General features: G+C 70.0%; 24 protein-coding genes. 11 read left to right on the forward strand and 13 right to left on the reverse strand.

Annotated elements, in window-relative coordinates:
* Positions 1-77: 77 nt before the first annotated feature.
* The gene (locus ABT130_RS10565; protein ID WP_350954551.1) at positions 78-707 is read right to left on the reverse strand and encodes a hypothetical protein; all 630 of its coding nucleotides are present in this window, start codon (positions 705-707) and stop codon (positions 78-80) included.
* Between the two features lie 317 nt (positions 708-1,024).
* On the opposite strand from ABT130_RS10565, the gene ABT130_RS10570 reads away from it, so the two are divergent.
* Positions 1,025-1,297 carry a GlsB/YeaQ/YmgE family stress response membrane protein gene (locus ABT130_RS10570; RefSeq protein ID WP_350954554.1) on the forward strand — a complete coding sequence of 91 codons (273 nt, stop codon included), beginning with the start codon at positions 1,025-1,027 and terminating at the stop codon, positions 1,295-1,297.
* Positions 1,298-1,546: 249 nt separating this feature from the next.
* Here the strand turns inward: ABT130_RS10570 and ABT130_RS10575 are convergent, their stop codons facing one another.
* The gene (locus ABT130_RS10575) at positions 1,547-2,287 is read right to left on the reverse strand and encodes an SDR family oxidoreductase (protein ID WP_350918826.1); all 741 of its coding nucleotides are present in this window, start codon (positions 2,285-2,287) and stop codon (positions 1,547-1,549) included.
* Between the two features lie 86 nt (positions 2,288-2,373).
* Between ABT130_RS10575 and ABT130_RS10580 the strand changes: the two genes are divergently transcribed.
* Positions 2,374-2,976, forward strand: coding sequence for a TetR/AcrR family transcriptional regulator (locus ABT130_RS10580; RefSeq protein WP_350918823.1), 603 nt, complete (start codon positions 2,374-2,376; stop codon positions 2,974-2,976).
* A 62-nt stretch (positions 2,977-3,038) separates the two neighbouring features.
* Here ABT130_RS10580 and ABT130_RS10585 read toward each other — a convergent pair whose 3' ends face one another.
* Positions 3,039-4,181 (reverse strand): ROK family protein, encoded by a 1,143-nt coding sequence (locus tag ABT130_RS10585; RefSeq protein ID WP_350954557.1) that lies wholly within the window; start codon positions 4,179-4,181, stop codon positions 3,039-3,041.
* A 105-nt stretch (positions 4,182-4,286) separates the two neighbouring features.
* On the opposite strand from ABT130_RS10585, the gene ABT130_RS10590 reads away from it, so the two are divergent.
* The 7 genes from ABT130_RS10590 to ABT130_RS10620 all read left to right on the forward strand — a co-directional run bounded on the left by ABT130_RS10590 (position 4,287) and on the right by ABT130_RS10620 (position 10,105).
* On the forward strand, positions 4,287-5,015 hold the full coding sequence (locus ABT130_RS10590; RefSeq protein WP_350954560.1) for an amino acid ABC transporter ATP-binding protein: 729 nt from the start codon (positions 4,287-4,289) through the stop codon (positions 5,013-5,015).
* A gap of 31 nt (positions 5,016-5,046) precedes the next feature.
* Positions 5,047-5,964 carry a glutamate ABC transporter substrate-binding protein gene (locus tag ABT130_RS10595; protein ID WP_350918815.1) on the forward strand — a complete coding sequence of 306 codons (918 nt, stop codon included), beginning with the start codon at positions 5,047-5,049 and terminating at the stop codon, positions 5,962-5,964.
* The gene (locus ABT130_RS10600; protein ID WP_350954563.1) at positions 5,964-6,608 is read left to right on the forward strand and encodes an amino acid ABC transporter permease; all 645 of its coding nucleotides are present in this window, start codon (positions 5,964-5,966) and stop codon (positions 6,606-6,608) included. The genes ABT130_RS10595 and ABT130_RS10600 overlap by 1 nt, the downstream gene beginning before the upstream one ends.
* A gap of 94 nt (positions 6,609-6,702) precedes the next feature.
* Positions 6,703-7,530: an amino acid ABC transporter permease gene (locus tag ABT130_RS10605; RefSeq protein WP_350918809.1), complete on the forward strand. Its 828-nt coding sequence runs from the start codon at positions 6,703-6,705 to the stop codon at positions 7,528-7,530.
* Complete coding sequence (locus tag ABT130_RS10610) at positions 7,523-8,473, forward strand: asparaginase (RefSeq protein WP_350954565.1); 951 nt, start codon at positions 7,523-7,525, stop codon at positions 8,471-8,473. The genes ABT130_RS10605 and ABT130_RS10610 overlap by 8 nt, the downstream gene beginning before the upstream one ends.
* Positions 8,470-9,216 carry a copper homeostasis protein CutC gene (locus tag ABT130_RS10615; protein WP_350954567.1) on the forward strand — a complete coding sequence of 249 codons (747 nt, stop codon included), beginning with the start codon at positions 8,470-8,472 and terminating at the stop codon, positions 9,214-9,216. The genes ABT130_RS10610 and ABT130_RS10615 overlap by 4 nt, the downstream gene beginning before the upstream one ends.
* A 364-nt stretch (positions 9,217-9,580) precedes the next feature.
* Positions 9,581-10,105 carry an SPW repeat protein gene (locus ABT130_RS10620; RefSeq protein WP_350954570.1) on the forward strand — a complete coding sequence of 175 codons (525 nt, stop codon included), beginning with the start codon at positions 9,581-9,583 and terminating at the stop codon, positions 10,103-10,105.
* 264 nt (positions 10,106-10,369) lie between these two features.
* Here the strand turns inward: ABT130_RS10620 and ABT130_RS10625 are convergent, their stop codons facing one another.
* The 3 genes from ABT130_RS10625 to ABT130_RS10635 are packed head-to-tail and all read right to left on the reverse strand — an operon-like array spanning position 10,370 to position 11,442.
* Entirely contained in the window at positions 10,370-10,819 is a 450-nt protein-coding gene (locus tag ABT130_RS10625; protein ID WP_350954573.1) for a hypothetical protein, read from the reverse strand.
* A gap of 35 nt (positions 10,820-10,854) precedes the next feature.
* On the reverse strand, positions 10,855-11,142 hold the full coding sequence (locus ABT130_RS47760; RefSeq protein ID WP_502992115.1) for an NsdA family TPR-like regulatory protein: 288 nt from the start codon (positions 11,140-11,142) through the stop codon (positions 10,855-10,857).
* Positions 11,143-11,199: 57 nt separating this feature from the next.
* Positions 11,200-11,442 (reverse strand): DUF6343 family protein, encoded by a 243-nt coding sequence (locus tag ABT130_RS10635; protein ID WP_350954579.1) that lies wholly within the window; start codon positions 11,440-11,442, stop codon positions 11,200-11,202.
* Between the two features lie 181 nt (positions 11,443-11,623).
* Between ABT130_RS10635 and ABT130_RS10640 the strand changes: the two genes are divergently transcribed.
* Positions 11,624-12,622, forward strand: coding sequence for a dihydroxyacetone kinase subunit DhaK (locus tag ABT130_RS10640; protein ID WP_350954582.1), 999 nt, complete (start codon positions 11,624-11,626; stop codon positions 12,620-12,622).
* A 152-nt stretch (positions 12,623-12,774) separates the two neighbouring features.
* Positions 12,775-13,392, forward strand: coding sequence for a dihydroxyacetone kinase subunit DhaL (gene dhaL / locus ABT130_RS10645; RefSeq protein WP_350954585.1), 618 nt, complete (start codon positions 12,775-12,777; stop codon positions 13,390-13,392).
* A gap of 139 nt (positions 13,393-13,531) precedes the next feature.
* On the opposite strand, the gene ABT130_RS10650 is transcribed toward dhaL, so the two are convergent.
* From ABT130_RS10650 to ABT130_RS10680, 7 genes are all read right to left on the reverse strand, one after another.
* Entirely contained in the window at positions 13,532-14,275 is a 744-nt protein-coding gene (locus ABT130_RS10650; protein WP_350954588.1) for a response regulator, read from the reverse strand.
* Positions 14,276-14,470: 195 nt separating this feature from the next.
* Positions 14,471-14,677 carry an MbtH family protein gene (locus ABT130_RS10655; protein ID WP_350954591.1) on the reverse strand — a complete coding sequence of 69 codons (207 nt, stop codon included), beginning with the start codon at positions 14,675-14,677 and terminating at the stop codon, positions 14,471-14,473.
* A 4-nt stretch (positions 14,678-14,681) separates the two neighbouring features.
* Positions 14,682-15,794, reverse strand: coding sequence for a low-specificity L-threonine aldolase (gene ltaE, locus ABT130_RS10660; RefSeq protein WP_350954594.1), 1,113 nt, complete (start codon positions 15,792-15,794; stop codon positions 14,682-14,684).
* Positions 15,781-17,313, reverse strand: coding sequence for an argininosuccinate lyase (argH, locus tag ABT130_RS10665; RefSeq protein ID WP_350954597.1), 1,533 nt, complete (start codon positions 17,311-17,313; stop codon positions 15,781-15,783). The genes ltaE and argH overlap by 14 nt, the downstream gene beginning before the upstream one ends.
* Positions 17,303-18,541, reverse strand: coding sequence for an ATP-grasp domain-containing protein (locus ABT130_RS10670; protein WP_350954600.1), 1,239 nt, complete (start codon positions 18,539-18,541; stop codon positions 17,303-17,305). Before ABT130_RS10670 ends, argH begins: the two co-directional genes overlap by 11 nt.
* A complete protein-coding gene (locus tag ABT130_RS10675; protein ID WP_350954603.1) occupies positions 18,538-19,602 on the reverse strand; it encodes a cysteine synthase family protein in 1,065 nt (354 codons plus the stop codon). The genes ABT130_RS10670 and ABT130_RS10675 overlap by 4 nt, the downstream gene beginning before the upstream one ends.
* Positions 19,603-19,607: 5 nt before the next feature.
* Positions 19,608-20,564 (reverse strand): GHMP family kinase ATP-binding protein, encoded by a 957-nt coding sequence (locus ABT130_RS10680; RefSeq protein ID WP_350954606.1) that lies wholly within the window; start codon positions 20,562-20,564, stop codon positions 19,608-19,610.
* Positions 20,565-20,569 lie beyond the last annotated feature (5 nt).

The raw sequence follows: 20,569 nt of genomic DNA on the forward strand, positions 1-20,569 counted from the left end.
GAGGATCGGCGAACCACCGCGTTGCCGGGGTTCCTTTCTCATCGGTGCGTGCGCCGGGTCCTGCTCTCCCGCCCGTTTCAGGATGACCCGTAATACCGCGGGTTGGGAACTGTCAACGTGCCCTTCGTGCAGAAGTCACAGCTGATCCAGGTGTCGGCGTAGGTGACCTTGATATCGGTGATTCCCGCGCGGTGGAATCCGCTGTAGCGAGAAAAAGAACAGTTGCGGCCGGTGTCCTTGAAAGTCCCCAGGCTCACGTAGCCGTTGTCCCCGTAGGTGCCGGCCCTGTGCCCCTGCAGCCGAACCTTGACCCCCCGGCCGTTCCCCCAGGTGTCGGTGACGCAGATGGATCCGGAGACCGAGCCCTTGGAGTTCCAGTCGATCCACAGATGGGTCACACCCGTCTGACCCGACTTGTTCCCGTACCCCGCGCCCGAGTTTCCGTACGTTTTGATCTCACAGTAGGTGGTGTCCGCGTCGGTCGCCTTACAGGTGGCCATGGACCGCGCCTGTGCCGCCGTGCCCGGAATAAGAATGAAGGCCATGGCCGCCCCGATGGCCACGAGCGATCCGCCGATTCTCTTGAAGCCGGTCATTTCTCTCCCCGTGGTTCTGATCTGCGGAAAATGGGTCGCTTCCCGCTCAATACACAGGTTGAGATGCGACGCGCCACAGATTGGTTCACCGTGGATTACCCCAAAATCCATCTTTCGTGATTTTCGTGGGCTGGTTGAACCGTTCGGCGGTGGACCGGGCCGCCGGATTTCAGGAGCCGTGCCGGTCTACCGGAACCGTACGGGAAGCCGGTCGGGGCAGATGTGCCGGCCGTTCTCGTAGTCCAGGTGTCCTGGTCGACCGGCGTCCAGAACCGGAACGTCTCCTCAACGGCGGCAGGCCGCAAGACGCGGTCACCACCTTCGCGTCACGGGCCGGGGGAACCACGGGAGGAGCGGGATCGTTGGACGAGGTGATCGACTCATCGTCTTCGGCCGATACGGCCGGCGGTCCCCCTTGGGAGTGCGACATGGCAGTGACCGGCATCATCTCCGCCCTCATCGTCGGCATCGTGATCGGAGCACTCGGTCGTCTGGTGGTCCCGGGACGCCAGTCCATCCCGATCTGGCTGACCATCGTGATCGGCATCGTCGCCGCGTTCATCGGCACCGCCATCGCCACGGTGCTGGGGGTGGCCGACACCCGGGGAATCGACTGGATCGAGCTGGGCCTCCAGGTCGCGGTGGCCGCCGGCGGCGTGGTGACCGCGGTGAAGATGTACGGCAGGCGGCAGATCCGCTGACCTGTTCCGGGCGCCCCCGCCCCGTCTCTCCCACCGGCTCACGTTCACCGGGCCCGGCAGCAGGGCTCCGCAGCGAGGACCTCGGACCGGTGAGGGGATTCCGCCATCGCACCAGCGGGGGCCGAGCAGGTCCTCCAGGCCGATCCTGCGGTAGACCTCGGCGCGAACCCGGTCACCGACGGCGTTGACCACCTCGGCGCCGTCGTCGACCGGCCCTTCCTCTATCCGAATGCTGCCCGAATGCCGAGTTCAGATGATTCCGCCGTTGACCCGGAGCACCTGGCCGTTGACCCAGCGGGCGGGGCCCGCCAGGAAGGCCACGGCCTCGGCGATGTCGGCGGGCCGGCCCAGCCGCTCCAGTGGCGGCTGGGCGGCCATCCTGGCGACGGTCTCCTCGTCCTTGCCCTTCAGGAAGAGGTCGGTGGCGGTGGGCCCGGGGGCGACGGTGTTGACGGTGATGTCCCTGCCACGCAGTTCGCGGGCCAGGATGAGGGTCAGGCCCTCGACGGCCCCCTTGGACGCGACGTAGGCGCCGTACCCGGGAAGGGCCAGCCCGATGACCGAGGTGGAGAAGGTGATCAGGGCACCCCCTCGGCGCAGCCGCCGTGCGGCCTGCTGGGCGACGGCGAAGGTACCGCGTACGTTGACGCGCAGTATGCGGTCCAGCACGTCCAGGTCGAGCTCGGCGAGCGGGGTGGGCGGGTTCATGATCCCGGCGGCGTGGACCACCACGTCGACGCCGCCGAAGGTCTGTTCTGCTACGTCGAAGAGCGCGGCGACCGCCTCGGTGTCGCCGACGTCGGCGCGGACGGCGAGTGCCTGGCCGCCCTTGCCGACGACCTCCTGGACCGCGGCCTGCCCCTCGGCGTCGTTGCTCACGTAGTTGACCACGACGGCGTATCCGTCGGCGACGAGCCGGTCCACGACCTGGCGTCCGATGCCGCGTGAGCCTCCGGTGACGATGGCGACGCGGGCTGCCGTGCTGCTCATGATCGTTCACTCCCCCAGGAATTTGTGTACACTATGTATATACATGACTGTAGACACAATGTCCATATATTTCCTGGAGGTAGCCGGTGACGCAGTCCCCCGAACCCATCCGGCGCGGACGCGGACGCCGGCCGGCCGCCGAGGTGCGACGTGAGATCCTGCGTGCGGCCGGCGAACTCCTGCTCACCGAGGGGATGGCCGCCTTCACCATCGAGAAGGTCGCGGCGCTGGCGGGGGCGAGCAGGGTGACGCTCTACAAGTGGTGGCCCTCCAAGGGGGCGCTGGCGCTCGACGGCTACTTCGACGCCGTCGGCCCCACCCTGGCCTTCCCCGACACCGGCGACATCGCCGCCGACCTCACCGCGCAGCTGCGGGCCTTCGTCCACCTGATGCGCGACACCCGGGCCGGGCGCGTGATGCCGGAGCTCGTCGGCCACGCCCAGACCGACCCCGAGCTGTCGGCGCTCCTTCGCGAGCGCTACTCGGCACCGCGCAGGGCACTCGCCGTCGAGGCACTGGAGCGCGCCAAGCAGCGCGGGCAGCTACGCGAGGACGTCGACCCCGAGGTGGTCGTCGACCAGCTCTGGGGCGCCTGCTACCACCGCCTCCTCATCCCCGACCAGCCCCTCACCGACGAGTTCGCCGAGGCCCTCGTCAGGAACCTGCTGGCCGGGATCGGCCGCCGATGACCCGTCTCCCCTGCCGGTCCGAAGCTCCTGGCTGAAAGTGGGAGCGCCGTCCGTTCCGCCCCTCAACCGAGGACGGCGTCCAGCAGGAGGGAACCCGCGCCGAGGAGGGCGGCATCGGGGCCGCCACGGGTGACGGCGATCTCCAGGTCGCGGGTGGCCAGCGGGAGGCAGCGTTCGTAGACGGCGGCGCGGATGGAGGAGATCAGCGGCTCGGCGGTGGAGAGGCTGCCGCCGACGACGATGGCGTCGGGATTGAGGAAGTTGACCAGGACGGTGAGCACCTCGCCGATGAGGCGGCCCGCGTTCCTGACCAGGGCGGTGGCCTCGGGCACGCCGTCCTCGACCAGGGCGACGACGTCGCCCGGGCGTCGCGTCGCGATGCCGAGCTCGGACAGGGCGCCCATGAGCGCGGCGCCGCTCGCGTAGGCCTCCAGGCAGTCGGGGTGGCCGCACGAGCACATGGTGGAGGAGTCGGTCCTGACCCGGACGTGGCTGATGTCGCCGGCCGCACCCCTGCCCCGGTGCAGGCGGCCGTCGACGATCACGCCGCACCCTATGCCGCTGCCGGCCTTGAGCACCATGAGGTTGTCGCACCCGGGCCATGAGCGGGCCTCGCCGACGGCCAGGAGGTTGGCGTCGTTCTCGACGAGCACCGGCAGGTCGTAGTGCGCGCCGAGATGCTCGGCGACGGGGAAGTTGTGCCAGCCGGGCATGCGCGAGGGAGACACCACCCGGCCGCTGGCGGGGTCGACGGGGCCGGGTATGCCGGTGCCGACGCCTCGCAGGGGGGCGCCGGGCGGGCCGTGGGTCAGCAGCAGCTCGTCGAACGAGGCGGCCATCCAGTCGAGGGTCGCCTCGGGGCCGAGCGCTATGTCGCAGGCGCGCTCCTCGACGACGAGGGGGGCGCCGCTGAGGTCGAGCAGGCCGAAGCGGGCGTGGTGCGCCCCGAGGTCGGCCACCGCGAGCAGGCCGGCGGTCGGGCTGACCCGCAGCCGCCGGGGCCGCCGCCCGCCCCTGGAGGCGCCCGAGCCCTCCTCGACGAGGAGCCCGGTGTCGATCAGCTCCTCGACGCGCAGGGAGACGCTCGACGCCGCCAGGCCGGAGATGCGGGCCAGCTGGGCACGCGACTCGGCGTGGCCGGTGGCGACAAGACGCAGAAGGTCGCCCTGCGCTCCCCGCACCAGCAGCCGCTCTTTGCCTGACATGGACTAGAGGAATACCACGTCTGTACTTACTACGGCAACATGTTGACTTCCATAAGAATCATCTATTACCTTCCGCTTTGTCTTCGATTTCGAAGGAAGATGGCAATGATTCAGGTCAAAGGGTTGAACAAGTGGTTCGGCGATCATCACGTGCTGCGCGACATCGACCTTGATGTGGCGCGAGGCGAGGTCGTCGTGGTGGTCGGCCCCTCCGGGTCGGGCAAGTCCACGCTGTGCCGCTGCCTCAACCGGCTGGAGCCCGCCGGGTCCGGAGACATCCTCGTCGACGGCGTACCCGCCCCCGTGGAGGGCCGGGAACTGGCCAGGCTCCGGGCCGACGTCGGCATGGTGTTCCAGTCGTTCAACCTCTTCCAGCACAAGACCGTGCTGGAGAACATCGTGCTCGCGCCGATGAAGGTCCGGGGCGACTCCCGCACCGAGGCCGAGGCGTCGGCGCGGGATCTGCTGGCGCGCGTCGGCATCGCCGAGCAGGCGGGAAAGCTGCCAGCGCGGCTGTCCGGTGGGCAGCAGCAGCGGGCCGCCATCGCCCGCGCGCTGGCCATGCGGCCCAAGGTGATGCTCTTCGACGAGCCCACCTCCGCACTCGACCCGGAGATGGTCGGTGAGGTGCTGGACGTGATGGTCCAGCTCGCCGCCGACGGCATGACCATGGTCGTCGTCACCCACGAGATGGGCTTCGCCCGCAGGGCCGCCGACCGCGTGGTCTTCATGGACGCCGGCCAGATCGTCGAGACGGGCGAGCCCGGCGCCTTCTTCGAGGCTCCTCAGACAGACAGGGCCAGGGACTTCCTGGCCAAAGTTCTCACTCACTGATCGAAAACGATCGAAAAGGATGGTGGGCCCGATGGTGTCCATGAAGCGGCTGGCCGCTGTCGCCGCTGTGTCCATGCTCGGCCTCTCGGCCTGTGCCGGTACGGACTCGGGAAGCCCTGCCGTACCAGGTGAGGCCAAGGGCGGCGACCTGATCGCCTCGGCGCCGGTCGCGGCCGCCGCGGACATCCTGCCCGGCTCCACGATGGAGAAGATCAAGCAGCGCGGCGAGCTGATCGTCGGCGGGTCGCTCGACGCGCCACTGCTGTCGCAGCAGAACCCGACGACCGGCGAGGTCGAGGGGTTCGACGCGGACATGGGCAAGGCGCTCGCCAAGTACATCATCGGCGAGCCCAAGGTGAAGATCGTCAACTCCGCCTCGGAGACTCGCGAGGCGCTGCTCGGCAACGGCACCGTGGACGTCGTCTTCCAGACCTACACGATCACCCCGGAGCGGGCCGAGCAGGTCTCCTTCGCCGGACCGTACTACTCCTCCGGGCTGAGCCTCGCGGTCAGGAAGGGCACCACGGGCATCACCAAGCCCGAGGACCTGAACGGCAAGACCGTCATCGCCGGAGCCAACACCCCGGCCATCCCGGCGATCAAGAAGCTCGCCCCGCAGGCCAAGATCGTGACGTTCGGCAGCGACCCCGAGTGCGTGCAGGCCCTCAAGCAGGAACGCGGCGACGCCTACGTCCAGGATGAGACGCTCCTGGTCGCCAACGCGCAGAAGGACTCCTCGATCCAGGTCGTCGGCAGCCCGTTCACCACCGACCCGTACGGCATCGGCCTCAAGCACGGTGACGACCAGTTCAAGAAGTTCGTCAACGACTGGCTGAAGAAGATCCAGGCCGACGGCCTCTGGCAGAAGACCTGGAAGCAGTCTCTCGGCACGGTCGTGCAGGGCGAGGCTCCCACCCCGCCGCAGATCGGATCGGTGCCGGGGTCCTGATGTCCGCCCTCCTGGATCACCTGCCCGAGTTCTGGCAGGGGCTGGTCGTGACCCTTCAGCTGACCGCGGCGTCCTTCGTCGGCGCCGCGGTGGTGGGGCTCGTGATCACCGCCATGCGGGTCAGCCCGGTCGGCGTCCTGCGCGGGATCGGCACGGCCTACGTGGAAACCTTCCAGAACCTGCCACTGCTGGTGCTGCTGGTGCTCGCCGTCTTCGGCCTGCCCGAGATCGGCCTCAAGGCCGACCTGCTGGTGACGGCCATGATCGTCATCGCGCTCTACGAGGCCGCCTACATCGCCGAGGCCCTGCGCTCCGGCGTCAACGCGGTCTCCGCGGGGCAGGGCGAGGCGGCCCGCGCGCTCGGGCTGACCTTCGGCCAGTCCCTGCGCCACGTGGTCCTGCCGCAGGCGCTGCGCACGGTGATCCAGCCGGTCGGCAACATCTTCATCGCGCTGACGATGAACACCTCGCTCGCCGCCGCGGTCGGCGTGGTCGACCTGACCGCCGCGGCCAACCGGGTGAACCTCACGGAGGCGCAGCCCATCCCGATCTTCGTCGGGGCCGGCCTGGCCTACGCGCTGATCGCCGCCTGCGCCGGGTTCGTCACCGGGCGGCTCGAACGACGGCTGGTGGTGGTCCGGTGAGCGTACTGTCTCCCGACGGAGCGGTGAGTGTCCGGGCCCCCGGCGGGCCGGTCGCCGCTCAGGCCGCGGGCTCGGGCGAACCGGCGGTGGTCCGGTGAGCAACCTGCTCTTCGACCAGCCGGGGCCGCGCGCCCGCCGCAGGATACGGATCGCGACCGTGGTGGGGGCGGTCGCGGTGCTGGCTCTGCTGGTGCTGGCGGTGCGCCAGTTCGCCGCCAACGGCCAGCTCGACGCCGACCGCTGGTCGCCGTACGCGACCTGGCCGATGTGGCGCTATCTGCTGAACGGGCTGTGGGCCACCGCGCTCGCCGCCGTCGTCTCGGCCGCGCTGGCGATGGCCGCCGGACTGGCGCTGGCCCTCGGGCGGTTGTCGCGGCGCAGGTGGGTACGCGTGCCCGCCGCGGCGTACGTGGAGGTCGTGCGGACCATCCCGGCGCTGCTGCTGGTATACGTCGTGCTGTTCGCGCTGCCCCGCTACGGGCTGGACCTGCCGCTGTTCTGGAAACTCGTGGTGCCGCTGGCGGTCTCGAACGCCGCGGCGTTCGCGGAGATCTTCCGCGCCGGGGTGCTGTCCGTGGAGCGCGGCCAGGGCGAGGCCGGGCTCGCGGTCGGGCTCACCCAGGGCCAGACCATGCGCCTGATCGTGCTGCCGCAGGCGGCCCGGCGGGTGCTGCCCTCGATCGTCAGCCAGTCGGTCGGCCTGCTGAAGGACACCTCGCTGGGCTTCGTGGTCAGCTACGCCGAACTGCTCTACAGCGGCAAGGTCCTGGCGACCTACAACGGCCTGCTCATTCAGACCTACATCGTCGTCGCGCTGATCTACCTGGTGGTCAACGCGTCGCTGTCCAAGCTCGCCCGTACCCTCGACGCCCGTGACACCCCGGGGGCCCGTCGGCTCAGAAGGAGACCCGCCCGTGCCTGAACTCGTCCCGCTCGCGGAGGTGGTGCGCTCCGGATTCGTGGAGAGCGTGCACTTCGGCAGTGCCGTCGCCCTCGCGCCCGACGGCACCGTGGCCGTCGCCAGGGGAGCGGTCGGCGCGCCGGTGCTGCCGCGCTCCTCGGCCAAGCCGTTCCAGGCGCTGGCCTGCCTGCTGTCCGGGGCGGACCTGCACGGCCCCGGCCTGGCCATCGCCGCGGGCAGCCACACCGGTCAGGACTTCCACGTGCGACTGGTCGCCGAGATACTCGCCGGGGCCGGGCTCGGCTTCGAGGCCCTCGGCTGCCCCGTGGACTGGCCGGAGGACGAGGCCACCCGGCACATGCTGATCCGGGCGGGCCTGACGGCCTCGCGCGAGCGGATGAACTGCTCGGGCAAGCACGCCGCGATGCTCGCCGCGTCCGCCGCCTCCGGTTGGGAGACCGCCTCCTATCTGGACGCCGACCATCCCTTGCAGCGGCGGGTGCGTGCCGTGACCGAGGAGCTGTCTGGGGAGAGGGCGGCCCATGTCGCCGTCGACGGGTGCGGCGCCCCGCTGTTCGGGCTGTCGCTGACCGGGCTGGCCCGGGCCGTACGGGCCCTGGTCGTCGCCGAGCCGGGGACCGCGCCGCGGGCGGTCGCCGACGCGATGCGCGAGCACCCCGAGTACGTCGGCGGGACCGGGCACGTGAACACCTCGCTGATGCGGGCGCTGCCGGGGGCGGTGGCCAAGGGCGGGGCCGAGGGGGTTCTCGTCGTCGCGCTCGCCACCGGGCACGCGGCGGCCGTCAAGGTCATCGACGGGAGCCCGCGGGCCACGAGCGCGATCGCGCTGGCCGCGCTCAGGGCGGCCGGCGGGGACGTCGCGCCGGCGGCCGACTTCACGAGTGTTCCGGTACTGGGCGGGGGCCTACCAGTCGGTGAAATCCATGCTTTGGAGGAAAAATGAGTCTTACCTATGAAATCTGCATTGACAGCACCGCCGGCGCGCTCGCGGCCGAGCAGGCCGAGGCGCACCGCGTCGAGCTGTGCTCGGCCCTCTTCGAAGGGGGCCTGACCCCGACCCTCGGCACCGTCGAGGCGACCCTCGCGGCGGTCTCGACGATCCGGGTCCACGTGATCATCCGCCCCCGGGGCGGCGACTTCATCTACGACGAGTACGAGGTCGCGGCCATGGAGCGCGACGTGGCCACGGTCAGGGACGCGGGCGCGCAGGGCGTGGTGATCGGGGTGCTGACGCCGTCAGGCGAGGTGAACGTCGAGGTGGCCAAGCGCCTCATCGATGCGGCCGGGGGCCTCTCGATCACCTTCCACCGGGCCTTCGACATGACCGCCGACCCGTTCGCCGCCCTGGACACCCTCGCCGCCCTGGGCGTCGACCGGGTTCTCACCTCCGGCCAGGACGTCACCGCCCTGGAGGGCGCGCCACTCATCGCGTCCCTGGTCGAGCGGGCAGGCGACAGCCTGATCGTCATGCCCGGTGGCGGCATCACACCCCGCAACGTGCACCGCGTGGTCGAGGCGACGGGAGCCACCGAGATCCACTTCGCCGCCCTGGTCGACGCGCCCAGCCCCGCCGTCCACCGCAACCCCCACCCGTTCATGGGCGGGGAACTACGCCAGCCCGAGTACAGCCGCCTGATCACCTCGCCGCGCCTGGTCTCCGAGGTGATCGCCGCCTCTGGTACCTGACCTCCACCTCCGCCACCTGGATACCAAGCCACCAAGTTGCTATCCCCGACGCGGTGACCAGAGGTTGGGCACGACGTGCGGATGAGCGCGCTGTGCCCGTTCTGGGCGGTAGGCGGACTGCGGTAGTCGCTCAGCCTGGCGGTGACCGGGTTGTAGCGCATGATGAACGTCCTGGGGCGCCGTGTCTCGGTGGCGGCGGGGTGCGCTGGACGGGGGCGGCCACTGGATCGCCCCTATCCAAAGGATTTCATTAGTTAGATTTGTCATTCTTTGGGCTGTTTGGAGCTTATGTCGGGTATACCGGTAGAAATTCGCTTTCGCATGAAATCGAATTTCGCATGAAAACCGGAAGGGGGCATGGGTCATGATGAGACCCGCAAGCCTGGAGCAACACCCCGATCTCATCGAGATGCGGGCGAGGTACGAACGGGCGGGCTCCAGTTCGGTGGCGCAGGTCATCGACGGACTGGGCCTCCTGGCCGGGCTGTATCTGGCGATCTCTCCATGGGTGGTCGGTTTCAACGGCCTGTCCAGGCTCACCGTCAGCAACCTCGTCACCGGCCTCGCGGTCGCCGCCCTGGCCCTGGGATTCGCGTCCGCCTACGGCCGGACGTACGGGATCAGCTGGATCGTGCCGATCATCGGAATCTGGACCATCATCTCTCCCTGGGTCACCGGCTCGGCGACGACGGCGAACATCTGGAACAACGTCGTCACCGGCGTCGTCATCTTCCTGCTCGGGCTGGGAGCGGTGGCGGTGGGCTCCAAGAGAATGCCCGGCATGGGACAAAAGGGAGACATGTCCCACCGAGGAGACATGCCACACAGGACAGACATGCCCAGCAGGCCGGACATGCCCAACCGGCCGGACTTCCCCAACAGGCCATAGGTGGATGTGGCATCGGTGCGGCGGCGAAGGACCGCCCCGCCGATGCTGTACGGGACCTCCGCCTTCAAGCCGCCCCCGTTCCAACCGCCTCCACGAGGGGCGGCGGGGGTGCACAGTCCAAAGCAGCGGCATCTACCCGAGTCCCGCCAGGGAAACGACCTCACCGCGACAGCGGCCCAGCCTGGCCGGGGATGGCGGTAGCGGTGCTGTATCCAGATGAGCCCGGCCCCGACCGGGCTTCCGTCATCTTCGATCCGGCGGGGGTCAGGAGACGAGCTCGCGGTCCAGGTAGGCACGAAACTCCCTGACCTGGATGGTCGCACTGTACGGCTCCAGCCGGTCGGAGAATTTCTGGATGCGCCCGACCAGCCGAGGCGAGGTCAGTGATCCGGCCATCGGGATGGCCGTCCGCGCCGAGTCGATGGCCTGTTCCAGCTCACCCAACCCCAGACAGGCATCGGCGGCGCTGACCCGGCTGAGCTGGGCCGAGCGGAAGCGACGCTCACCGTACTCACGGAGAAACGGCCTCCACGCAGGCGGCGGACCGCCGATGAGCGACCAGCAGATGCCCGCCTCGGCGACGGGTTCCGTTGGCTCGAACCAGGCGACCCAGGCCGGATCTCGGTCGGTGGCGCCTTGGGCGTACAGCCGCTCAACTTCTGTGAGGAGTTGCTCTACCCGCTTGGCGCCGTGACCGTCGCCCGCGTCACTCATGTGCACCTGCAAGGCTGTCGCCCAGGCTTCCCTGCTCAAAAGCGGGCCATGGCACGCGGCGTGTCCTGGTCCCGTTGAGCGGTGTCCACGGCAGCCCTGGCCAGCCGTACCGCCCAGGCGGGCTGCTCCAGGTAGAGCGCCTGGATCGTCATGGTGGTCAGCACCCAGGCACCCGTCAGCGAGTCGCCGGCGATCTTCGCCAGTTTGAGCGCCTGACCGAAGTAGTGCTGGGCCTGCCCTTTACGCCCCAGATCGAAGGCGGTCCACCCGTTCGGGCATCCGCCTGACCTGCCCGCCGCTGTTGCGCCTGGGCCGCCGTTCAGTCCGTCTCCAACTCACGGACCCCGCCGACACGGCCGAGCGCGGCCAGGACGGATGACCTACTCGAAGAAGGTGTGCCGCTCACCGCGCCGACGTCTCCGTACGATCCGGATCCCGACCACCACGATGTCCACGACGGCGATGGCCGCCAGCACGGCCAGGGCCACGGCGAGCGCGGTGATCCCGGCCTGTGTCGCGAAGACCGCCAGAGCCGTACAGACCACCAGCCCGAAGATCGCCAGAGCGAGCCGCAGGTTCAGCGCGCTCTTCGGATGGTCATGCGTTCCCGGCTGCTCCTTCATGAGACCACCTCCGGGGCAATATCGATCTCCCCACCTGCCCATACCTGTGCAAGGGGGCATCTCCCAGCCCTTACCCAGGACATCCCGGATCACCCATGGGGTCATGCCGACGACGAAGCCTTCGCGTCAAGGAGGTGAAGCCGGGTAGGAAAACAGCGTTCGCGACGCAAGGAGGGGCCAGGTGGCCGCACATCAGCTGGTCAACGACCCGCAGGAGCTCGTCGCCGAGGCGCTCGAAGGGCTGGAGCTCAGCCGGCGGGGGCGGCTGCGCTGGAACCGCGACCCCAGCTTCGTCATCAGGGCCGATGACCGGCGGCCGTACAAGGTGGGCGTGCTGTCCGGCGGCGGCTCCGGGCACGAGCCCCTGCACACCGGTTTCGTGGGGTACGGGATGCTGGACGCCGCGGTGCCGGGAGCCGTCTTCGCCAGCCCCACCGCGATCCAGATCCAGGCGGCCACCGAGGCGGTCGACGACGGCCGGGGCGTCGTCCACGTGGTCAAGAACTACACCGGTGACGTGCTGAACTTCACCATCGCCGCCGAGGTCTCCGGCGGCATCCGGACCGAGACCGTGCTCGTCGACGACGACCTGGCCACCGACACCTCCGTCGAGGGCGGCCCGGGGCGGCGGGGCACCGCCGCCGTCGTCGCCGTCGAGAAGATCTGCGGCGCCGCCGCCGAGCGGGGCGCCGACCTGTCCACGGTGGCCGCGCTCGGCCGCCGCGTCGCGGGCAACGCCCGGACCATGTCCCTGGCCCTGCGGGCCTGCACCCACCCCGGCCAGTCCGTACCCTCGTTCGACCTGGAAGTGGGCCAGGTCGAGTTCGGCGTCGGCATCCACGGCGAGCGGGGAGTCCGGAAGATCCCCGTCGCCCCCGCCGACGAGCTGGTGGCCGCGCTGACCGAGCCGGTCGCCGACGACCTCGGGCTGAGCAGGGGGGACGCGGTCTTCGTGATCGTCAACGGCCTCGGCGCCACCCACCAGCTGGAGCTCCTGACCGCCTACCGGCAGGTGACCCGGCTCCTCGACGCACGAGGTGTCACCATCGCCCGGCAGCTCGTGGGCTCCTACGTCACCGCTCTGGACATGGCGGGCTGCTCGGTCACCCTGATCCGCGCGGACGAGGAGCTCGTCGGCCTGTGGGACGACCCGGTGCGCACCGCGGCCCTCACCTGGTGACCCGCCCACGGCTCCGGCGGTCGGCGACGGTCAGCTGACCGGCCCCACCCCGGCCCGGTTCTCCGCATATGGAGCATCGTCGCAGGTCAGCCACCCTGTGAGAGCGAATCGACCGGCCTCGCGTCCCGTCCCGGTACTCGAAGGAGAAACCCATGAACGACCTCGAACCCCAGGCCGTGTTGTCGTGGATCGAGCGGTTCATCATCCGGATCGACGATCGGGTTCAGGAGTTGACCGAGCTGGACCGCCGCAGCGGGGACGGCGACTTCGGCACCAACATGGTCACCGCGCTCACCAGGGCCAAGGCGAAGCTCTCCCCCGCCCCCGCCGACGCCGGGGCGCCGTTCTCCAGCCTCTCGACGGCCTTCCTCGAACACTCCGGCGGCACCAGCGGGCCGCTGTTCGGCATGTGGTTCCGCGAGTTCGCGCTGGCCGGGCAGGGCAGTCCGGCCTTCACCACGGCCCTGCTCGCCGACGCCGCCAGGAACGGAGTGGCCACGGTCCGCAGGCTGGGCTCCGCCTCCGTGGGCGACAGGACGATGGTCGACGCCATGGCCCCGGCGGCGGACTCCCTGGCCGAGGCGGCGGGGAACGACGTCCCCGCGGTGGAGGCACTGCGGTCGGCGGCGGAGGCGGCCCGCGCCGGAGCCGACTCCACCTCCTCGATCACCGCCCGCCGGGGCCGGGCCAGCTACGTCGGCGAGGCCGCCCTGGGAGCCCCCGACCCCGGGGCCGTCGCGGTCGCCCTGTTCTTCGAGTCCGCGGGCTGACCCCTGCCTCCACACCGGTAGACAAAGGGCGCCTCGACCGAGCCCGAGGCCGTGGTCCGCTGCGCCAGGCTGCGCAGCGCGGTGTCGGACGAGCGACAGCGGCCCCACCGGGCCGGAAGGCGACGTCCCCGGCGGAAGGTCAGCCCTGGTCGAGCACCACGCGGTCGGTGAGACCCGTGGCATCGCACGCGACCTCGGGGAGCGGCACCAGACCGAGCCACCAGGTCAGCGCGGCCATCTGGATGCGGTCGCGCAGGTTCAGCTTGGCAAGTATCCGCGAGACGTGTGACTTCACCGTCGCCTCCGAGACCGAGAGCTCACGGGCGATCTCCCGGTTGGACTTGCCGAGGCCCACCGCGCGGACGACCTGGAGTTCGCGCCCGCTCAGGTCACTCAGTTCGGGCGGGATCGCCTCGGGTGACTGCATCAGGGGAAGGATGAGGAAGTTGTCGATCAAGCGCCGGATGGTGGGCGGGGCGAGGTACGCGGCCCCCCTCGTGACAGCGTAGATGGCGTTGAGCCACTCCCCCGCCCTGCAGTTCCTCACCAGGAACCCGCTCGCCCCCGCCCGGAGGGCGTTCACCAGCACCACGTCGGAGTCGCGGTCGGCGATCACTATCACCGCCACCTCTGAGCAGGTGGCGCTGCCCCGAAGGGCACGCACGACCTCCACCCCGTCCATGTCGGGGAGTTCCGCCGCCGTTATGACGACGTCGGGCCGGGTGCAGGCCGCTATGGGGAGCGCGTCGCGGCCGTTTCGCACCTCGCCGACCACTTCGAGGTCGCTCTCGGATGCGACGATGTCACAGACCCCCCGCCGGGCGATCTCCTGCTCGTCCACCAGCAGGATCCGGGTCTTGACGCCCCCCATGACATCCCCCATCAGGTCATCCAAATATCTAATTAGCGACCAAATAGTAACAAATGCCTACTGGCGAGTAAACCTGTGAGTCAAGTTAAGACTCAATCTTATTTCGGCTCATTCATATCTACATAACGCGCGTTGCGCTATTAGGTAATAATTTCCACCTGGCGGCAGATGTGCAAACACCTCTACCACCAGGTGGTATTTCATGTTTTATATCTCCGCACTCTCCATGTGAATCCGCAGGCTCCTGGGACGCATGTCGGTCCACGCGCGTTCCACGTGGTCGAGGCACTCGGACTTCGAACCGCTGAACCCGGCGGGGTGCCAGCCCTCCGGACGTGGCCGCCGGCAGGGCCATACGGAGTACTGCTCCTCGTCGTTCACGACGACCTCCCACCGCTCGACCGTCTCATTCATACGATCACCTCCATATCGCACTCGATTTCCCGGTCGGGACCGTCGTTCCGGCTGTCCGCAACGCCGCGGCGAAGACCTCCACGGCATACTCGATATCCTTCGAATCGACCCCGGAGTGGGTGACGGCCCGGATCCTTCCATGGCCCAGTTCTGCGATTCGCACCCCCGACGCCTCGGCTCGGGATATGAAAAGCCGCTGCTCCACCCCGGGATGGGTGATCCTGAAGAAGACCATGTTGGTCTCGGGAGGGGAGGCGATCTCCACCCCCTCCAGCTCCGCGAGCCCCTGAGCCAGCTGACGGGCGTTGGCGTTGTCCTCGGCGAGCCGGGTGGGCATCTCCTCCAGCGCGACGAGGCCCGCGGCGGCGAGCACGCCCGCCTGCCGCATACCCCCGCCGAGCATCTTGCGGGCGCGCCGGGCCCGCCGTATCAACGGCCCGGTGCCGACCGCGACGGAGCCGACGGGCGCCCCCAGCCCCTTGGAGAGGCAGAACTGCACTGAGTCCGCATGGGCTGCGATGGTCTCGGGCGGTGTCGCGGCGGCGATCGCGGCGTTGAAGAGGCGGGCTCCGTCCAGGTGCAGCGGAATGCCGCGCTCGCCTACCAGGCGGGCGGCGTCGGCGAGATACGGGAGCGCGAGCACCCGCCCTCCGCAACGGTTGTGCGGATTCTCCAGGCACAGCAGGGCCGGCAGCGCGAACTGGGGATCCTCGGGGTCGTCGGGGAAGGCCGCCGCCACGTCGTCGAGAGCCAGGGTGCCGTCCTCCGCGGTGGGGAGCGGGTAGTAGACCACGCCTCCGCACACCGAGGCACCCCCTGCCTCATAAACGTATATATCCGATTCATCCCCGACGATGACCTTGCTGCCGCGAGGGCAGTGCGCCAGCAGGCACACGAGGTTGGCCATGGTGCCGCTGGGCAGGAAACAGGCCGCCTCCTTGCCCAGCAGTTCGGCGGCCCTGCGCTCCAGCGCCCTGACCGTGGGGTCCTCGCCATAACAGTCATCGCCCACCTCCGCCCGTGCCATGGCTTCGAGCATGTGCGGGCTGGGCGTGGTGAAGGTGTCGCTGCGCAGTTCCACGGTTCTTCCCGTGGGAGCCACGTCAGACGTCGTCATGTGCTTCCCTCTCCTCGGCTGCCTGGTACGGGTGGGTGGCCAGCGGGTCGGCGATCCCGCAGATCTCCGTGACCGCGTGGCTGAGCCGTTTCCCGGCCTCCCGCCGCCACCGCGAACCCTCGCCCAGCTCCGTACGGATGTCCTGCCACCGGGCGCGGAGCTCGCCCAGCCCGTACGCGAACGACCTCGGGCCTGGCCCGGCTCCGTAGTCGGTCTGCGCGCGCACGGCTCCGGGGTCGTCGAGCTGGGCGGAGAGCGGCGTCGCGTCGCCCACCCGCGCCGCCACCGCCTCGACGAGCGAGCCGCCCCGCTCCTCCAGGACCGCGCGGACGGCGGCCCCCACCTCGTGGTGCGCCCGGCGGAAGGGCATCCCGGAGCCGGCGAGCCGCTCCGCGATCGCCGTCGCGGTGGTGAGACCGGCCCTGGCCCTGCGCAGGCCCGCCTCGGAATTGGGTGTCGTGCCGCTGACGGCCATGCGCAAGATGATCACTGCACGGGTGGTCTCGTCGAGCGCCTGCCACACGTGGGAGACGGCCTCGGTCCCCGCGGAGATGGAGTTCGTGAACGAGGTCCCCCGTACCCCTGCCACTGCGGCGACGAACCCGCCGAGCGCCGCCGCCGTCTTGCCCTGGACGTGTTCCAGGACGAAGGCGTTGCGCTTCTGGGGCATCATCGAACTGGAGCCCACCAGGTGGTCGGGGACGGTCACCATGTCGAACTCCGCGGTGGACCAGAGCAGCAGGTCGCGGGCGGCGCGGTCCAGCGTCGTACCCAGCGTCGCCGACGCCGCCAGCAGCCGCAGCACGACGTCCCTGGACGCGACGGCGTCCACGCTGTTCAGCGACGGGGCCGCGAACCCCAGTAGCCGTGCCGTGCGCGCCGGATCGATCGGCAGGGTGGTTCCTCCGACCGCCCCCGCACCGAGCGGGCACTCCCGCAGTGCCTCGGCCGCCTGCAGCAGAGCCCGGGCATCACGGCTCAGCGCGGCACACAGGCCGAGCAGGTAGTGCCCGTATGTGATCGGCACCGCCGCCTGGGAGTGCGTATAGGCGGGCATCACGACCTCCTGGTAGCGGCGCGCCCTGTTGAGCGTCACCACGCCCAGCCTCACCAGGCCGGACAGGAGCGCCTGGCAGGGATCGCGCAGCCGGATCTTCAGGCAGGTGGCGTTGAGATCGTTACGGGAGCGGGCGGTGTGCAGGACCCCGCCCGTCCCCTCTCCCAGACGCTCGATCAGGTGGTGCTCGTAGGCCAGGTAGACGCCGCGCGCCATGGGCCTGCCGTCGAGCGGGGCGTAGTCCCGTCGCCGGAGGTCGACGACCGCCGCGAGGAGTCCGGCACCGGCTGCCCTGTCGACGATCCCGCGCTCGACCAGCATGACCACGTGTGCGAGGTCCACGAGGGAGACGCCGTCGAGTTCGGTCTTCCAGCCCGGACGACCCGGGGGAGGCGGTTCCAGCAGCATGCGGCGTATCTCGGCGGAGACGGGGACCTTCAGCCGCCCGGTGTCATCTTCCACCGTCCTCCTCCTCACCGTCGATCACCGGCCGGATCAGCCGGGCCGCCTCCTCCGCGGCCCCGGCGGCGCGCCGGATGTGGGCCTCGCGGGTCATCACGTGCCCGATGCGATCCCGAAAGTCACCGGCAGGGCACAGCGCGCTTCCCAGCTCCCGGTACAGCGACACCTCCGTGACCTCAGGGACCTGCCGGGCCCGTTCCAGCCCGGTGAACCCCTTCAGCACCCCCGCCCGCTCCATCAGGAGAAACCGGATCGCGGCGGCGCCCGAGGCCTCCGGCCGGATCCGCGGCGTGCCTCCCGCCGCCCCGCGGACGGTTTCCGTGATGAGGTCGACGCCGATGGCCTCGTGGACCAGCCTCGGGATCCAGCCTCCGGCCAGCCTCGGGTTCACCTCGATGAGCCGCGGCCCCGAGGGCCCCAAGCGCAGCTCGACATGTGCGGGCCCGGTGGTGAGGTCGAGGTTTCGCACGGCGGCCGAGGCGGTCGAGCTCAGGCCGTCCGCGACGGGAGCGGGCAGGTCGGCGGGGAAGTCGTGGCCGATCTCGACGAACAGCGGCGGTCGCCCGAGGTGCTTGCGCGTCAGCCCCACGACGTGGCCGTTGAGGAGTTCCACCGAGTACTCGGGGCCGGTGACGTGCTCCTCGACCAGGACGCGGCACGGTACCGGCAAACCCCGCTCGTTCCGGGTCATGGTGAGCAGGCGGCCGGCGTGCCGGGCCACCTCCTCGCCCGTACGGCACAGCCTCACCCCATGGCTGCCGCTTCCCGTGACCGGCTTGACGACGACGGGGAGGCCGATTCCCGCCGCCAGGACCATCGCCTCGTCCGCGGTCGCCGCCTGCTCGAAGCGGGGTTGGGGGACCCCTGCCCCGGCCAGGATCGCGCGCTGGGCCGCCTTGTCCCTGGCCGCCGTCACGGCACCGGGTGGATTGCCGGGCAGGCCGAACCATCCGGCCACCGCGGCGGCCATCGGCACGTAGTGGTCGGAACTCGTCAGGACGCCACACAGCCTCGCACCGCGCAACCACAGCCGCCGGCAGGCGGACACGACCGCGTCGCGGCTGGCGGTGTCAACGACCTCCACCTCGGGCAGGAGATCGGCGAACGGGTACCTGGAGGGATCCGCCGACAGCAGGACGGGACGCAACCCCAGTTTCACCGCGCTGTCGAAGAACAGCCGGCCGGTACCGGAGGTGTTGCTCTCAATGAGGACCAGAACGTCGTTCAAGGACGATGTACCCCCTCCGCGGAACCGGTGACCTGCCACCTGCTGCGCCGCCCCCACCGCAGGTGTGTCCACGGGGGGACGACCTGGCCGGGGTGGTCGATGTCGACGGGACCGGCGAGCGGCTCCGTGGCCGTCAGGCCGTGCCGCCGCAGCCAGCGGTCGTCGTACACGGTGCTCTGGTAGCGGTGCCCCTCGTCCGGCATGAGGGCGAGCACCCTGGCGCCGGGGTTGCGGCTCACCCACCAGCGCGCGACCAGGTAGGCCGCGCCACTGGTCGGACCGCCGTACAGCGAGTGCGTCATGTGCAGCCGGCGCGTCGCCGCGAAGGCATGGGACGCGCCGACCCAGTGGACCTCGTCGAAGAGGGTATGGTCCAGGACCTTGGGGATGATGCCGCTGCCCAGCCCGCGCAGGGGGCGAGGCCCCGGCGGGGCACCGAACAGCACGCTGCCCGGCGTGTCCACCGCGACCAGTCGCAACTCCGGCCAGACCAGCCTGAGGAAGGAGGCGATGCCCGAGGAGGAACCTCCCGACCCCACCGGGCAGACCAGGGTGTCGATCGCCCCCAGACTCTCGGCGAGGAGTTCGGCGACGATGCCGTAGGAGACGGGGTTGAGCGGGTTGTCGTACTGCCCGGGCGTGAAGAAGGAGCGGTGGCGCCGCTGCAGCCGGGCGACCCGGTCCAGCCTCGCCTGCTGCACTCCTCCGTTGTCCAGCGCCCGGCCGGACACGATGCTCACCCTGGCTCCGAGTTCCTCCAGCCGCCGCCTGAGCGCCCGGTCGATGGCCGGGTCACCCACCAGGATGAGAGGGTTGCCGCTCAACCGGCACACCATGGCCAGGCCCAGCCCGAAGGTCCCGGACGTCGTCTCGATCACGGTCGTTCCCGGTTCGAGTTCGCCCCGCTCGGCCGCCCTGCGCAGGATGAAACGGGCCGGAAGCAGCTTCATCAGCGTGAAGGCCGCGCCGTACAGACCTCCGCCGAGGTCGATGACCCTCGGCAGCATGGCGCTGTCGACGGCGTCGCTGAACGGTTCACGGAGCCTGAGCGCCTGAGCCATCGCCATCACCTCCCGAAGTCGTATCGCCAGAACTCCTGGAACCCGTGGTCGAGGAGGTGCCGTTCCGCCTCCCCAAGCCTCGTCTCCACCTCCCGTTCCGCGGGATCGAACAGCAGACCGGCGATGGTGCCGCTGTGCGCCACCTGCACTCCGACGGCCTGCGATCCGGAGGCCGCGGACAGCAGGGCGGCGAAGCCGGGCGTCGCGAGGAAGCGCTGGTTGAGCTTGGCACTGGCCGTGGCGACCCTGCCGATCGCCCGCAGGTCCCCGGTCAGGACCGCGCGGCGAAGGGTTCCTCTCAGCAGGCGGAAGGACTCGATCTCCCGCGGGTCGTAGCGGGCCGGCGACAGTTCGAGCGTGTCGACCGCGCCGTCTCCCAGCGAGACCCCAAGGACCCTCACCGGGCACATCCTCGCCTGGAAGTCCTCCAGGACCGCGCCCTCGCGGTGGGCGAAGAGGATCATGCGATCGAACATCAGCGGATCGGCTGCCACCTCGGCCTCGACCGCGATCCGCGCGACGCGCTCGGACGACATCTCACGCTCCAGTGCGTCGAGCACGGCCCGGATGGTCGCGGTGACGTCGGTGGTGGACGATCCGAACCCCCGTCCGACCTCCACGTTGCTCTCCAGCGTGACGCGCCCGCCGAGAAGGGGCGCCCCACACTCGCGCAGGGTCACCCGGGCGGCCTTCAGCGCCTTGGTCTTCCAGGAGGGCTGCACCGAGAGCTCGGGCTCGCGTGACGTCAGGTCCACCCGCACCCGGGTGGCGAACATCGGGCAGGGCAGGGTGACCAGTCCCCGGTGCAGGCGCGCCCCCTGCTCGAAAACCCCCTGCAGAAGCTCGCCGTGGTGGCCGTGCGCCTGGCCCAGCCCTTCCAGGACCTGGTCCCGGCCTCGCTGCCCGGGGCCGGCGAGATACCCGGTTGCCAGGTCTTCCTCGCTTCTAGCGTTGATCTTCAACTTCG

It is taken from the genome of Streptosporangium sp. NPDC001681 (assembly GCF_040298085.1).
In the GTDB taxonomy this organism is placed as follows: domain Bacteria; phylum Actinomycetota; class Actinomycetes; order Streptosporangiales; family Streptosporangiaceae; genus Streptosporangium.

Coding starts and splice junctions, on each gene's coding strand:
- ABT130_RS10655 (WP_350954591.1), bottom strand. CDS start 14,677: ATGAATGAGACGGTCGAGCGGTGGGAGGTCGTCGTGAACGACGAGGAG.
- ABT130_RS10600 (WP_350954563.1), top strand. CDS start 5,964: ATGTCCGCCCTCCTGGATCACCTGCCCGAGTTCTGGCAGGGGCTGGTC.
- ABT130_RS10570 (WP_350954554.1), top strand. CDS start 1,025: ATGGCAGTGACCGGCATCATCTCCGCCCTCATCGTCGGCATCGTGATC.
- ABT130_RS10575 (WP_350918826.1), bottom strand. CDS start 2,287: ATGAGCAGCACGGCAGCCCGCGTCGCCATCGTCACCGGAGGCTCACGC.
- ABT130_RS10615 (WP_350954567.1), top strand. CDS start 8,470: ATGAGTCTTACCTATGAAATCTGCATTGACAGCACCGCCGGCGCGCTC.
- ABT130_RS10675 (WP_350954603.1), bottom strand. CDS start 19,602: ATGGCTCAGGCGCTCAGGCTCCGTGAACCGTTCAGCGACGCCGTCGAC.
- ABT130_RS10625 (WP_350954573.1), bottom strand. CDS start 10,819: ATGAGTGACGCGGGCGACGGTCACGGCGCCAAGCGGGTAGAGCAACTC.
- ABT130_RS10635 (WP_350954579.1), bottom strand. CDS start 11,442: ATGAAGGAGCAGCCGGGAACGCATGACCATCCGAAGAGCGCGCTGAAC.
- ABT130_RS10590 (WP_350954560.1), top strand. CDS start 4,287: ATGATTCAGGTCAAAGGGTTGAACAAGTGGTTCGGCGATCATCACGTG.
- ltaE (WP_350954594.1), bottom strand. CDS start 15,794: ATGACGACGTCTGACGTGGCTCCCACGGGAAGAACCGTGGAACTGCGC.
- ABT130_RS10595 (WP_350918815.1), top strand. CDS start 5,047: ATGGTGTCCATGAAGCGGCTGGCCGCTGTCGCCGCTGTGTCCATGCTC.
- ABT130_RS10565 (WP_350954551.1), bottom strand. CDS start 707: ATGGATTTTGGGGTAATCCACGGTGAACCAATCTGTGGCGCGTCGCAT.
- ABT130_RS10650 (WP_350954588.1), bottom strand. CDS start 14,275: ATGGGGGATGTCATGGGGGGCGTCAAGACCCGGATCCTGCTGGTGGAC.
- ABT130_RS10620 (WP_350954570.1), top strand. CDS start 9,581: ATGATGAGACCCGCAAGCCTGGAGCAACACCCCGATCTCATCGAGATG.
- ABT130_RS10585 (WP_350954557.1), bottom strand. CDS start 4,181: ATGTCAGGCAAAGAGCGGCTGCTGGTGCGGGGAGCGCAGGGCGACCTT.
- dhaL (WP_350954585.1), top strand. CDS start 12,775: ATGAACGACCTCGAACCCCAGGCCGTGTTGTCGTGGATCGAGCGGTTC.